The sequence below is a fragment of the Mycobacterium sp. OAS707 genome, from assembly GCF_014873705.1.
In the GTDB taxonomy this organism is placed as follows: domain Bacteria; phylum Actinomycetota; class Actinomycetes; order Mycobacteriales; family Mycobacteriaceae; genus Mycobacterium.
Genome location: NZ_JADBDS010000001.1, coordinates 1,656,003 through 1,669,063, shown reverse-complemented (window position 1 = coordinate 1,669,063; position 13,061 = coordinate 1,656,003). Strand labels below are relative to the sequence as shown.

General features: G+C 67.4%; 11 protein-coding genes. 7 read left to right on the top strand and 4 right to left on the bottom strand.

The features are described 5' to 3' along the window. The first annotated feature begins 5 nt into the window (after positions 1–5). From GGC64_RS08255 to GGC64_RS08240, 4 genes are read left to right on the top strand one after another with little or no spacing between them, the layout of a single operon-like run. Positions 6–692: a hypothetical protein gene (locus GGC64_RS08255; RefSeq protein ID WP_370582025.1), complete on the top strand. Its 687-nt coding sequence runs from the start codon at positions 6–8 to the stop codon at positions 690–692. A 42-nt stretch (positions 693–734) separates the two neighbouring features. Continuing rightward, positions 735–2,276 (top strand): DNA polymerase Y family protein, encoded by a 1,542-nt coding sequence (locus tag GGC64_RS08250; protein ID WP_192721905.1) that lies wholly within the window; start codon positions 735–737, stop codon positions 2,274–2,276. Between the two features lie 48 nt (positions 2,277–2,324). Beyond that, positions 2,325–2,771 carry a MarR family winged helix-turn-helix transcriptional regulator gene (locus GGC64_RS08245; RefSeq protein WP_192721904.1) on the top strand — a complete coding sequence of 149 codons (447 nt, stop codon included), beginning with the start codon at positions 2,325–2,327 and terminating at the stop codon, positions 2,769–2,771. Then, positions 2,768–3,190: an organic hydroperoxide resistance protein gene (locus GGC64_RS08240; RefSeq protein WP_192721903.1), complete on the top strand. Its 423-nt coding sequence runs from the start codon at positions 2,768–2,770 to the stop codon at positions 3,188–3,190. The genes GGC64_RS08245 and GGC64_RS08240 overlap by 4 nt, the downstream gene beginning before the upstream one ends. Before the next feature lie 84 nt (positions 3,191–3,274). Here GGC64_RS08240 and GGC64_RS08235 read toward each other — a convergent pair whose 3' ends face one another. Further along, positions 3,275–4,306: a nucleoside hydrolase gene (locus GGC64_RS08235; protein WP_192722457.1), complete on the bottom strand. Its 1,032-nt coding sequence runs from the start codon at positions 4,304–4,306 to the stop codon at positions 3,275–3,277. A 33-nt stretch (positions 4,307–4,339) separates the two neighbouring features. Beyond that, positions 4,340–6,343 (bottom strand): SDR family oxidoreductase, encoded by a 2,004-nt coding sequence (locus tag GGC64_RS08230; protein WP_192721902.1) that lies wholly within the window; start codon positions 6,341–6,343, stop codon positions 4,340–4,342. A 79-nt stretch (positions 6,344–6,422) separates the two neighbouring features. Between GGC64_RS08230 and GGC64_RS08225 the strand changes: the two genes are divergently transcribed. Both GGC64_RS08225 and GGC64_RS08220 read left to right on the top strand, forming a co-directional pair. Beyond that, positions 6,423–7,292, top strand: coding sequence for a MaoC/PaaZ C-terminal domain-containing protein (locus GGC64_RS08225; protein ID WP_192721901.1), 870 nt, complete (start codon positions 6,423–6,425; stop codon positions 7,290–7,292). A gap of 58 nt (positions 7,293–7,350) precedes the next feature. Further along, the gene (locus GGC64_RS08220) at positions 7,351–8,238 is read left to right on the top strand and encodes a universal stress protein (protein ID WP_192721900.1); all 888 of its coding nucleotides are present in this window, start codon (positions 7,351–7,353) and stop codon (positions 8,236–8,238) included. Between the two features lie 2 nt (positions 8,239–8,240). Here GGC64_RS08220 and GGC64_RS08215 read toward each other — a convergent pair whose 3' ends face one another. Continuing rightward, entirely contained in the window at positions 8,241–8,945 is a 705-nt protein-coding gene (locus tag GGC64_RS08215; protein WP_192721899.1) for a DUF899 family protein, read from the bottom strand. Positions 8,946–9,047: 102 nt separating this feature from the next. On the opposite strand from GGC64_RS08215, the gene GGC64_RS08210 reads away from it, so the two are divergent. Then, a complete protein-coding gene (locus GGC64_RS08210) occupies positions 9,048–12,341 on the top strand; it encodes an error-prone DNA polymerase (RefSeq protein WP_192721898.1) in 3,294 nt (1,097 codons plus the stop codon). A 69-nt stretch (positions 12,342–12,410) separates the two neighbouring features. Here the strand turns inward: GGC64_RS08210 and GGC64_RS08205 are convergent, their stop codons facing one another. After that, positions 12,411–13,052 carry a nitroreductase family protein gene (locus GGC64_RS08205; RefSeq protein WP_192721897.1) on the bottom strand — a complete coding sequence of 214 codons (642 nt, stop codon included), beginning with the start codon at positions 13,050–13,052 and terminating at the stop codon, positions 12,411–12,413. Positions 13,053–13,061: the final 9 nt, after the last annotated feature.

The following is a 13,061-nucleotide window of genomic DNA, read 5'->3' as shown; positions in this document are numbered from 1 at the left end:
CTGCTGTGACAGTGGCAATGGGCCTGGAGCAGCGCCGCGTCAACCGCGCTGAGCAGGTAGAACACCTGCGTCGCAAGATCGCGGCGGTGTCCGGGAAGGTGGGCGACGGGCGCCGCGGCGCTGCTTCGTCGATCGACCCGCTACCGGACGCTGAATCTTTGCTGCCGGTGCCCGAATCGCTGTCCGAACTGCTACCTGCGCCGTTGCCGCGGGGCACGGTGGCGGTGCTGTCGGGCGCTCGGTCCCTGTCGTTGAGCATGGTGGCGGCGGTGACGGCGGAAGGTGGGCACGCCGCGATCGTCGGCCAGCCGGATGTCGGACTGCTGGCGGCCGTCGAGATGGGCGCGGACCTGAGCAGGATCGCGGTCATCCCCGAACCCGGCGCCGATCCGGTCGAGGTGGCCGCGGTGCTGATGGATGGCATGGACTTGGTGGTGCTCGGCCTTGGTGGCCGGTCGGTGCCTGCGGGCCGGGCGCGGGCGGTGGTGGCCAGGGCGCGGCAGAAGGGGTGCACCCTGCTGGTCACCGGTGGCGACTGGCAAGGGGCGTCCACCCGGCTGGAGGCCAGGGTCTGCGGTTACGAGGTCACTGGCCCCGGCCGCCCGGGGATCGGCCGGATCAGCAAGGTGCGGCTGGCTATGCGGGCCAGGGGTCGGTCCTTCGGAGGGGCCGTTCGGGCAGTAGGCGGATGAGTGTCTTCCGGATCTACCTCAAGAGTGCTGGCCGTGTGGTGCATGGACTGGCCGGCGGTCGCCGCGTTGGCTGCCGCCGACCTTCCTCCCACGACGCCGGCGGCGGTCACCCTGGCCAACCGGGTGATCGCGTGTTCGGCGTCAGCGCGAGCGGCTGGCGTGCGACGAGGCCTGCGCCGCAGGGAATCTCAGGCGCGGTGCCCGGAACTGCACGTCGTCACGGCAGATCCCGCGCGCGATGCCCGCCATTTCGAAGTCGTGACGGCAGCCGTCGACGACCTGGTGCCGCGGGCCGAGGTGCTGCGGCCCGGCCTGCTGGTGTTGTCCGTGCGCGGTGCGGCCCGCTACTTCGGATCTGAAGAGGCAGCCGCTGAGCTATTGGTCGATGCGGTGGCGGCGGCGGGGGCCGAATGTCAGGTCGGCGTCGCCGACCAGTTGGCCACCGCCGTCTTCGCTGCGAGGGCGGGCAGGATCATCGCACCCGGCAAGGACGCGCTGTTCCTGTCCGCACTGTCGATCCGGCAACTGGCCACCGAGCCCAGCCTGGCCGCGCCCGGCCGCGAGGACCTAGCAGACCTGTTGTGGCGCATGGGCATTCGCAATATCGGTCAGTTCGCCGCGCTTACCCGCAGCGATGTGGCGTCCCGGTTCGGCGCCGATGCCGTCGCCGCGCACCGGTTCGCTCGTGGCGAGCCGACCCGCGGGCCATCGGGTAAGGAGCCACCGACAGAACTCGACGCGGTGATGAGCTGTGATCCGCCGATCGACCGTGTCGATGCCGCCGCGTTCGCAGGCCGGTCGCTGGCAAGCTCGCTGCATCGCAGCCTCGAGGCGGCCGGGGTCGGATGCACCCGGCTGGCGATCCACGCTGTCACCGCCAATGGTCAAGAGCTGGAACGTGTTTGGCGGTGCGCCGAACCGCTGACCGAGGACGCCACCGCTGACCGGGTGCGCTGGCAGCTGGACGGCTGGCTGAACAAACGCAATCCGAACGACCGGCCGACCGCGCCGGTGACGCTGATCCGGCTGCGGCCGGTTGAGGTGGTGTCGGCCGAGGCGTTGCAGCTGCCGTTGTGGGGAGGTATCGGTGAGGAGGACCGGCTACGCGCTCGCCGCGCGCTGGTGCGGGTGCAGGGCCTACTCGGGCCCGAAGCCGTACAGGTGCCGGTGCTCAGCGGCGGTCGCGGGCCGGCCGAACGCATCACGTTCGCCCCGCTTGGCGATGAGCTGGTGCCGCGGGCCGATCCGGGTCAGCCGTGGCCAGGTCAGCTGCCGGAGCCGTCACCGACGGTGCTGCTCGACGATCCGGTCGAATTGCTCGACGCCGACGGCAACCCGGTGCGGGTGACTGGTCGCGGGCTGTTCTCCGCCGACCCGTCGCGGCTGGCCTCGCCGGGGAGGGACAGCAAGCTGTCCTGGTGGGCGGGACCATGGCCGGTAGACGAGCGGTGGTGGGATCCCGAGCAGGCCAAGGCAGGCCGGACCGCGCGGGCGCAGGTGCTGGTCAACGGTGATCAGCGGCCGCAAGCCCTGCTGCTGTGCTATCGGCAGCGGCGGTGGTACGTCGAGGGGATCTACGAGTAGATCTTAGATTAGTTGTACACAACTGAATTGTGCGCTACAGTTCTGCGCATGGCTACGATGAGCGTTGATCGCCAGCTGTGCTTCGCCCTCTATTCGGCGTCGCGGGCGATGACGGCCGCGTACCGGCCGATCCTGACCGAGCTGAACCTCACGTATCCGCAATACCTCGTGCTGCTGGTGCTGTGGGAAGACGAACGTGTCACCGTCGGGCGGCTCGGCGAGCGGCTGCAGCTCGACTCGGGAACCCTGTCGCCGCTACTGAAGCGGTTGGAGGCCAACGGGTTTGTCCGCCGCGAACGCTCGCAGGACGACGAGCGCCTCGTCGAGGTCACGCTGACCCCGGCCGGCCGTCGCCTCGAGCGCAAAGCCCAATGCATCCCCGAGCAGCTGTTCGGCTCGACCGGAATGACCGAACAAGAAGCCGCGGACCTGCGCGATGCGGTCCGTCACCTCACCGATGCGCTCAACGCATCGCAACGAAAGGAATCCGCATGAAGACCCTCTACACCGCCGAAGCGCTGGCCACCGGCGAAGGGCGCGATGGCCATGGCCGCACCTCGGACGGCAAGCTCGATCTCGACCTCGCCATCCCCAAGGAGATGGGCGGCAGTGGCAACGGCACCAATCCCGAGCAGCTTTTCGCCGTCGGCTACGCCGCCTGCTACCACTCGGCGCTGCGACTGGTCGGCCGCCAGGACAAGGCTGACGTATCGGATTCGGCTGTAGGGGCGCGGGTTTCGCTCGGCCAGCTCGACAACGGCGGCTTCGGTCTCGCGGTCGAACTCGAGGTGACGTTGCCCAACCTTGACCATGACGCCGCCCAGCAGTTGGCGGAAAAGGCGCATCAGGTGTGCCCGTATTCCAACGCCACGCGCGGCAACATCGACGTGAAGCTGGTCGTCACCGACGACTGAGCCCGATTGAGCACCGCGAAACTGCGGCGAGATCGAGATTTCGACGAAATCCGCGATCTCCCCGCAGTTTCGGCGTGAGAAGGGCTAGCCCAGGCGCTGCGCGAAGGTCCCTACCCGAGCGATGAACCGGTCGAAGAAGGCCGCGGGGTCGACGCCAACTCCGATGAGCGCATTGGGTTCTCGTCCCCAGTGCTTGCTCCAGTCGGCGATGGTCATGCCGCGAGTGAGCGTTCCCGTCAACTCGACATCGATCGCGGCAGGCCGACACTGGACCAGATCGGGGTCAAGCGCCACCGCCGCGGCCAGCGGGTCATGCAGGTGCGCCAGGTAGCCCTCGCCCTGATCGAAGTGGAACTCGAAGTAGAACCGCATCGCGTCCTCCAGCACCGCGATCAGCGGGTTGGACGCCACCGACCTGGTGCCGCGGTCATCGAGCACGCTCATGGGCGTCGACGACGACTCCGCCGCTGTCGCTAGCCGGGACAACAGCGCAGGCGTCATCGCGATGTGCTCAGTCAGGTTCAGGCCCAGCACGATCGGAAGGTGTTCGGGTGGGTGAAGTCCCCACGCCGCGCCCCACACCGCGAACACTTCGGCGGCAGCCTCCGGGTCGACGCTGATGTTCCATTCGGCAACGGGCGTGGTGTTGCCGCGGTAGTCGAATGCGCCGCCCATGATCACCAATCGCCGCAACAGCTTGGGCAGCGCGGGTTCGATGCGCAGTGCCAGCGCCAAGTTGGTCAGCGGGCCGGTCGCGATGGCCACCAACTCACCGGGGTAGGCGCGTGCCGCCCGCACCCACGCTTCGGCTGCGTCGTACGCAGTGAGTTCCCGATCCGTCGACGGCAGCGTCGCGTAGCCCATGCCCTGCGGGCCGTGCGTGTCCTCAGCCGTGCGAAGCGGTGCGCTGATCGGCTGCTCGGAACCCTTGGACACCGGCACGCCCGCGATCCGGCACATCTCGAGCAATGCCAGGTTGTTCTCGCAAACCTGTTGCACCGGAACGTTTCCCGCAGTCGAAGCGATGCCGACGACCTCGGCGTCGTCGCTTGCGAACAAATACACCAGAGCCATCGCGTCGTCGACGCCGGTGTCGACGTCGACGAAGACGGGCAGCGCAGTCACGTCGCCAACGATAGAGCCGGCCACTTACCAGTGCACGCCCGGCACCAGCCGCACCGCCCGCTTGACGGTTCGCGGCACGCGCAACGCCGTGACCGCCGGCTTCGGGCGCTTGGGCCGCCGCGGTGTGCGCTGTTGAACCCGTTCGGTGTCCTGTCCGCGGGCCGCAGGCGAATCGGGGTAGCCGAGGTACAGCTGGTGCAGCACGCGCCGCGACAGCTTCGGCGTGAAATACATCCCGACATCGGCGAGCGTTCCGACCGGCGTGTCGATGCGCGCTGGTTTCTCGACGAGGCCCCGCACCACCATGGCCGCCGCATGCTCGGCGGTGATAGGAGGCATCGGGTTGAGTCGGCGCGACGGCGCGATCATCGGCGTCTTGACCAACGGCATGTGGATGCTCGTGAACGTGATGTGGTCGGAGAGCGTTTCGGTGCCGACCACTTCGGCGAATGCGTCCAAGGCAGCCTTGCTCGGAATGTATGCGCTGTATTTCGGGCTGCTGGCCTGCACGCCGGCGCTGGACACGTTGACCACATGGCCGAACCGGCGTTCACGCCAATGCGGTAGCAGGGCGAGGACCATGCGGACCGCACCGAAGTAGTTGACAGCCATCACGCGTTCATAGTCGTGCAGCCGATCGGTGGATGCAGAGATCGAGCGGCGGATCGACCTGCCCGCATTGTTGACCAGATAGTCGACGTGGCCGAACTGGCCGAGGATGTCTTTGACCGTGTGCTCGACCGACGTCGAATCCGTGACGTCGCACGTGAAGGCATAGGCCCGCCCGCCCGCGGCCCGGATCTCGGCAATCAGCCCGTCGAGTGCTTCGGCGTTGCGCGCCAACGCGAATACGCATCCGCCGCGCTCGGCGACCGCGATCGCCGAGGCGCGGCCGATACCACTTGATGCGCCGGTGATGATCACATGCTTGTCGACCAACGGCCCGGCAGGATCGTCGCGGCGGGCGCGGTCGGGGTCAAGGTGGTCGGCCCAGTACCGCCACAACTTCGGCGCGTACGATGCGAACTCCGGCACCGTTATCCCTGTGCCGCGCAACGCTTCTACCGTGTTCGTCGTCGCGAACGTCGGCACCAGGTCGACGACGTCGAGGATCTCACCCGGGATGCCGAGTTGCGTGGCGGCCATGTTGCGCAGGATCTTCGCCCGTCCGCTGACGCGCAGGAAGGGTGTCGCGGTCGCGCCAGGCAGTGAGCCCCGCAGCGGCGGCAGTCCCGCCGCTTCGGCGACCCCGCGGTAAATGCCGCGCAGCCCAATGGTTTTCGGGGCCGTGAGATGAAAGGTCTGCCCGTCTCGGCCGTCGGTGTGCATCAGCTCAACCAAAGCGTCCACCACATAGTCGACGGGGACGATGTTGGTGCGCCCGGTGTCGGGCAACACCATCGGGGTAAAGCTGGGCAGCACGGCGAGCTTCGCCAACAGGCCGAAGAAGTAGTACGGGCCGTCGATCTTGTCCATTTCGCCGGTGCGTGAGTCACCAACCACGACGGCGGGTCGGTACACCCGGTAGCGAAGCCCCGGCGTGGACCGGACCAACGACTCTGCCTCGAACTTCGTCTGGTGATACGGCGTCGGTAGCTCCTGGGCCACATCGAAGTCGTCTTCGGTGAACTCGCCGCGGTAGGTGCCTGCGACGGCAATCGACGAGACGTGATGCAGCGTTGCATCCAGTCGTCGGCACAGGTCGATGACCGCCCGGGTGCCCTCGACATTGGCGGCCCGCTGACTGACGTCGTCAGCGGTGATGTCGTATATCGCCGCACAATGTACGACGTGGTCGACGGCGCCCAACTCGGTGATCGCCTCGTCGGTAAGCCCCAGATCGGCTGCCGTCAGATCACCGACCAGCGGCTTGGCCCGCGGACCCCATTCGGTGGCGAGCCGTTCGAACCGTCCCAGCGAATTCCGCCGGACCAGCACGCACACCTCGGCGTCGTGGCTGCCGGCCAGGATCTCGGACACGACTCGGCGGCCAATAAACCCGGTACCGCCGGTAACGACATAGCGCATGCGAGCCATGGTCACCCGTTACCCGGCGAAGGTCAACAAGGTGTGACGTGGTCCTCGACCGACCCGATATCGTCCGACTATGCCGATTGACCCCACCGCCGTAGGCGCCAAGACCGACCCGACCGTCTTCGAATGGACCGACCGCGACACCCTGCTCTACGCGCTCGGCGTCGGCGCGGGGGTCGACGATCTCGCGTTCACCACGGAAAACAGTCACGACATCCCGCAGCAGGTGCTGCCCACCTACGCGGTTATCGCCTGCCTGCCGTTCGCCGCGGCAGCCAAGATCGGCTCCTTCAACTTCGCGATGCTGCTGCACGGTTCGCAGGAGATCCGGTTGTTCAAGCCGTTGCCACCGGCGGGCAAGCTCAGCGTCGTCGCCGAAGTGGCCGATATTCAGGACAAGGGCGAGGGCAAGAACGCGATCGTCATGTTGAAGGCGACGGGCACCGATCCGGCCACCTCCGAGGTGGTCACCGAGACGTTGACGACGGCCGTGATCCGCGGCGAGGGTGGCTTCGGGGGTCAGCCGGGGCAGCGTCCCGTCGCGCCGGAGATCCCCGAGCGGGAACCGGACGCGCGCGTCGCACTGCCGACGCGTGAAGACCAGGCGCTGATCTACCGGTTGTCCGGCGACCGCAATCCGCTGCACAGCGATCCATGGTTCGCGCAGAACCTCGCCGGCTTTCCCAAGCCAATCCTGCACGGGCTCTGCACATATGGGGTCGCCGGGCGCGCGCTGGTCGGCGAGCTCGGCGGCGGCGACGCCACCAAGGTCCGACAGGTCGGTGCTCGCTTCACCTCACCGGTGTTCCCAGGCGAGACGCTCACCACGTCGATCTGGCGGACCGACCCCGGGCATGCGGTGTTCCGCACCGAGGCGGCCAACCCCGACGGGTCCAACGCGCGCCTGGTGCTCGAGGACGGCACCGCCGAATACCTCGACTAATTGCGGGTCCTCGCCAAAGTGACCTAACCGGCTGCCGGGAGTTGACAGGATGTCTCCCATGAAGCTGGTCGTTGCTTATCTGGCCACACCGGGCGGCGCTGACGCGATGGCGCTTGGCGCGCGGCTTGCCAGGACGCTCGATGCCGAGTTAGAGGCGTGCATCGTCCTGCCTGCGGATCGGGCGCTGCCGACGCTCACGGGCGCGCGGGACTACGAGGCGAAGCTGGGCGAGCAGGCCGAGAAATGGTTGACCGAGGCGCTGGCATCGGTGCCCGACGACCTCACCGCGCACAGCCACGTGAGCTTCGATGACTCTTTCGCCGACGGGTTGATTCGGGAAACCGCGCGACTCGAGGCCGACCTCATCGTTGTCGGTGGCTCAGGCGGTGGACTGGCGGGCAGTTATTCGCTGGGCTCCGTGGTCAACGAACTGTTGCACTCGGCGCCCGTGCCCGTCGTGGTCGCCGCACGCGGCACCCGTGACACGAAGATCGATCGGGTCCGTGAAGTCACCTGTGCACTCGGGCAGCGTCAGGGCGCGGATCTGTTGTTGGAGAAGGCCGTTCAGTTCAGCAAGGCGGCCGGTACACCCCTGCGGTTGGTCTCGCTGGTGGCGCTCGATCCGGTATTCGGCCAGTTGCGCGGCGACGAGGAAGCGGTCCGTGAGCGCGCGATGGCGCACGCGCAGCAGGTTTTGGAAACCGCGAAAAGCTCGCTGCCGGAAGGGTTTCCGGTGACCGCTACGGCCGTGGAAGGGGCGACCGTCGAGGAGGCGGTGCGTAAACTCGACTGGCACGACGGCGACCTCATCATGGTCGGTTCAAGTCGGCTGAGTGCGCCAAAGCGCCTCTTCCTGGGCTCGACCGCCGCCAAGATGCTGCGGGTGCTGGACACTCCGATGATGGTCGTGCCGCGCGACGAACTCGGCAAGCACGACATTCCGTAAGGTCAGCGGCTGCCGCCGTTGGGTCCGTAGGCGCGGGCGATGTCGGGGGAGTCCGACCATCTGGAGTAGGTCGGCGATTGCGGCCAACCGTCGGGCGAGTCCTGCCATTCCTCTTGCCGGCCCCACGGAAGGATGTCGATCAGCGCGAAGCTGTGGCTGAGCTGTTCGGTGCCGCGACCATTGGTGTGCCAGGTGCGATACACCCTTTCGCCGTCACGCAGAAAGACATTCACCGCGAATCCGCCTCCTGGCGGCGCATCGACGTCGGCGCCGAACGAACTCTCCGACGAGGAGTACCAGTCCATCTTGTTGCCCACGCGTTCCTTGTATGCGAGGGCTTCGTCGATGGGTCCGTTGGTGACGATGACGAAGCGCGCGTCGTAGTTGTCGAGGAACTCGAGCCTGGTGAACTGCGAAGTGAAGCCGGTGCACCCACCGCACTGCCACTCGGCGCCGTCCTCCCACATGTGGTTGTAGACGATGAGCTGCGCGCGTCCGTCGAAGACGTCGGCCAGCCGGACGGGTCCGTCCTTGCCGATCAGTGTGTAGTCCGGCATCTCGACCATGGGCAGGCGACGGCGCTGCGCGGCAATCGCGTCCAGCTCGCGGGTGGCTGCCTTCTCGCGTCGGCGTAGCTCGTCGAGGGCGGCGCGCCAGGTGTCGTGGTCGACCAACGGGGGCAACGCGGTTGCCGTCTTTTCAGTCACGATTCCTCCAGGGCTATCGGTGTGCTTTCCAGTGTTGACCGGAATCGAGCCCGAAAGTCATCGTGGCTCGCCATCGAACATGCGTTCGATTATGCTGGCGGCATGGGCTGGCATACCGGGCCGCCGAGCTGGACCGAGATGGAGCGGGTGCTCAACGGCAAGCCGCGCCGTGCCGGCTGGCCCATCGACGAGCAGGTGGGCGACGGCGGCGACAGCCCGGCCTGGTCCCGTAAGCGGGGGGACTACGAGCCGCTCGAGGTCGACCGGCCGGCTTCGTCGACGCCGTATGCCGAACTGCATGCGCATTCGGCGTACAGCTTCCTCGACGGCGCCAGCACTCCGGAGGAACTCGTCGAGGAGGCAGCCCGCCTCGATCTGCGGGCCATCGCGCTGACCGACCACGACGGGCTCTACGGGGTGGTGCGGTTCGCCGAAGCGGCCAAGGAACTCCAGATGCAGACGGTGTTCGGCGCCGAGTTGTCACTTGGCGGTGGCGACCGCACCGAGGATCCCGATCCGCCGGGACCGCACCTGCTGGTGCTCGCCCGCGGGCCGGAAGGCTATCGGCGGTTGTCGCGACAGCTGGCGACGGCGCATCTGACGGGCGGGGAGAAGGGCAAGCTGCGCTACGACTACGACGCGCTGACCGAGGCGGCAGGTGGACACTGGCACATCCTGACAGGCTGCCGCAAAGGCCATGTCCGCCAAGCGCTTTGCGAGGGCGGCCCGGAGGCAGCCGGCCGAGCCCTTGCCGATCTGGTTGACCGGTTCGGCGCCGACCGGGTCAGCGTCGAGCTCACTCACCACGGCCATCCCCTCGACGACGAGCGCAATGCGGCGCTTGCCGACCTTGCGCCGCGATTCGGTGTCGGCATGGTGGCCACCACCGCCGCGCACTTCGCCGCGCCGTCGCGGGGCCGGCTCGCCATGGCGATGGGTGCGATCCGGGCCCGAAATTCGATGGATGAGGCGGCGGGATACCTTGCGCCACTGGGCGGCTCGCACCTGCGATCGGGGGAGGAGATGGCGCGGCTGTTCGCACACTGCCCCGAGGTGGTCACGGCTGCGGCCGATCTCGGCGAGCAGTGCGCGTTCGGGCTGGCGCTGATCGCCCCGCAGCTGCCACCGTTCGACGTCCCCGAAGGGCACACCGAGGACAGCTGGTTGCGGCAGCTGGTGATGGAGGGTGCCCGCGGGCGATACGGCCCACCGGAGCGGGCGCCGCGGGCGTATGCACAGATCGAGCACGAGCTGAAAATCATTGAGCAGCTGACCTTTCCGGGCTACTTTCTGGTCGTACACGACATCACCAGGTTCTGCCGCGACAACGGCATCCTGGCCCAGGGTCGCGGGTCGGCGGCCAACTCCGCGGTCTGCTATGCGCTCGGCGTCACCAACGTCGACCCGGTCGCCAACGAGTTGCTGTTCGAACGGTTCCTGTCCCCGGCGCGCGACGGTCCGCCCGACATCGACATCGACATCGAATCCGACCTGCGCGAGAAAGCAATTCAGTACGTCTACGACCGCTACGGTCGTGACTACGCCGCGCAGGTCGCCAACGTCATCACCTACCGAGGCCGCAGCGCGGTGCGCGACATGGCGCGAGCGCTGGGGTTCTCGCAGGGCCAGCAGGACGCGTGGAGCAAGCAGATCGGCCAGTGGGGAAACCTGGCCGAAGCGCCTCACGTCGAGGACATCCCGGAAGCCGTGATCGACCTCGCGATGCAGATTTCGAACCTGCCCCGGCACATGGGCATCCATTCCGGCGGCATGGTGATCTGCGACCGGCCGATCGCCGACGTGTGCCCGGTCGAATGGGCGCGGATGGAGAACCGCAGCGTCCTGCAATGGGACAAGGACGACTGTGCGGCAATCGGTTTGGTGAAGTTCGACATGCTGGGCCTTGGCATGCTCTCGGCGCTGCACTACTGCATCGATCTGGTCGCCGAACACAAGGGCATCGACGTCGACCTCGCGAAACTGGACCTCTCCGAGCCTGCGGTGTACGAGATGCTGCAGAAAGCCGACTCCGTCGGGGTGTTTCAGGTGGAGTCGCGCGCGCAGATGGCCACGCTGCCGAGGCTGAAGCCGCGAGTGTTCTACGACCTGGTGGTCGAGGTCGCGCTGATCCGGCCAGGACCGATCCAGGGCGGGTCGGTGCACCCGTACATCAAGCGCCGCAACGGGGAAGAACCCGTCACCTACGACCATCCTTCGATGGAATCGGCACTGCGAAAAACGTTGGGGGTGCCGCTGTTTCAGGAGCAGTTGATGCAACTCGCGGTCGACTGTGCCGGCTTCTCAGCCGCCGAGGCCGACCAGTTGCGCCGGGCCATGGGATCCAAGCGTTCCACCGAGCGGATGCGACGATTGCGCGGCCGGTTCTACGACGGCATGCGCGAGCGGCACGGCATCACCGGCGAGGTGGCCGACCGGATCTACGAGAAGCTGGAAGCCTTCGCCAATTTCGGTTTCCCGGAAAGCCATTCATTGAGCTTCGCGTCGCTGGTGTTCTACTCGTCGTGGTTCAAGCTGCACCATCCGGCGGCGTTCTGTGCGGCGCTGCTGCGGGCGCAGCCGATGGGCTTCTACTCCCCGCAGTCGCTGGTGGCCGACGCCCGCAGGCACGGCGTGACAGTGCACGGCCCCGACGTCAACGCCAGCCTCTCGTACGCCACGCTGGAGAATGCGGGCTTGGAGGTGCGGCTTGGCCTCGGGAGTGTCCGCCACATCGGCGACGAGTTGGCCGAGCAGATCGTCGACGAGCGAAAAGCCAACGGGCCGTATGCTTCTCTGCTCGACCTGACCGGACGCATCCAGCTGTCGGTGCCGCAGACCGAGGCGTTGGCCACCGCGGGGGCGCTTGGCTGCTTCGGCGTCACCCGCCGCGAGGGGTTGTGGGCCGCGGGCGCGGCGGCCACGCAGCGGCCGGACCGGCTGCCCGGCGTTGGGTCGTCGTCGCATGTCCCGTCGCTGCCCGGCATGACCGATCTGGAGCTGGCGGCAGCCGACGTGTGGGCCACCGGCATCTCACCGGACAGCTATCCCACGCAGTTCCTGCGCGAAGATCTCGAGGCCATCGGCGTGGTGCCCGCCGATCAGTTGTTGTCGGTGCCGGACGGCACCCGCGTGCTGGTCGCGGGTGCGGTGACGCATCGACAGCGGCCCGCGACCGCGCAGGGCGTCACGTTCATCAATCTCGAGGACGAGACCGGGATGGTGAATGTGCTTTGCGCGCCTGGGGTTTGGGCGCGACACCGCAGGCTGGCGCAGACGGCGTCGGCGCTACTGGTCCGCGGTCAGGTGCAGAACGCCACCGGCGCGGTCACCGTCGTCGCCGATCGGCTAGGCAAGCTGTCCATGAAAGTCAGCTCGAAAAGCCGCGACTTCCGCTGACCCCCAACTACGCCGAGTGTGCGTGTCTGCACGCCAACACGCCGCGGCGAGCGGACATTTCGCGCACACTCACCAGTCGTTCCAGTGCGAAACCTGCTGCGCGGGCAGCCTCGTCGCGCGCCGGAAGTCGGTGCCCTTTGTGTACGCAATCGGGAAGAGGCCGGCCTGGCTGTACTTGTCGAACGGAATGCCGAGCAATTCGGCGGCCTGCTTCTCGCCGTCGCCGAGCAGGTGCAGCGTCGTCCACGCCGACCCGAGCCCGCGCGAGCGCAGTGCCAGCATGAAGCTCCACACCGCGGGCAGGAGCGATCCCCAGAACGACGCGCTCATGCCTGCGGGCGCTCCGTCGGGACGGCCCTCCAAGCAGGGAATCAACATGACCGGCGCCTCGTGAAGGTGCTCGTTGAGATACTTCGCCGAGTCGTACACCCGCGGGCGCTGTTCGTCACGCACGTCGCCGTACTCGGGCTTCGGCAGATCGAGGTACGGCGTTGCGTTGGTCCGGTAGATGTCGGCCAGCGCCTTCCTCTTGTCGGCGTCGTCGACGAAGACCCACTGCCAGCCCTGGGCATTCGAGCCCGTCGGCGCCTGTAGCGCCAGTTCGAGACACTCCAGTAGCACGTCTCGGGGCACGGGCTTGTCGAAGTCGAGCCGCTTGCGCACCGAGCGTGTGGTGGTCAGGACGTCATCGGCGGACAGGTTCAGGGTCATTTCGCGAGA

Bases quoted from the DNA above. Each gene is read 5' to 3' on its own strand.
- GGC64_RS08250 (WP_192721905.1), top strand. From the start codon at position 735: ATGGACTGGCCGGCGGTCGCCGCGTTGGCTGCCGCCGACCTTCCTCCC.
- GGC64_RS08245 (WP_192721904.1), top strand. From the start codon at position 2,325: ATGGCTACGATGAGCGTTGATCGCCAGCTGTGCTTCGCCCTCTATTCG.
- GGC64_RS08240 (WP_192721903.1), top strand. From the start codon at position 2,768: ATGAAGACCCTCTACACCGCCGAAGCGCTGGCCACCGGCGAAGGGCGC.
- GGC64_RS08230 (WP_192721902.1), bottom strand. From the start codon at position 6,343: ATGCGCTATGTCGTTACCGGCGGTACCGGGTTTATTGGCCGCCGAGTC.
- GGC64_RS08225 (WP_192721901.1), top strand. From the start codon at position 6,423: ATGCCGATTGACCCCACCGCCGTAGGCGCCAAGACCGACCCGACCGTC.
- GGC64_RS08220 (WP_192721900.1), top strand. From the start codon at position 7,351: ATGAAGCTGGTCGTTGCTTATCTGGCCACACCGGGCGGCGCTGACGCG.
- GGC64_RS08210 (WP_192721898.1), top strand. From the start codon at position 9,048: ATGGGCTGGCATACCGGGCCGCCGAGCTGGACCGAGATGGAGCGGGTG.
- GGC64_RS08205 (WP_192721897.1), bottom strand. From the start codon at position 13,052: ATGACCCTGAACCTGTCCGCCGATGACGTCCTGACCACCACACGCTCG.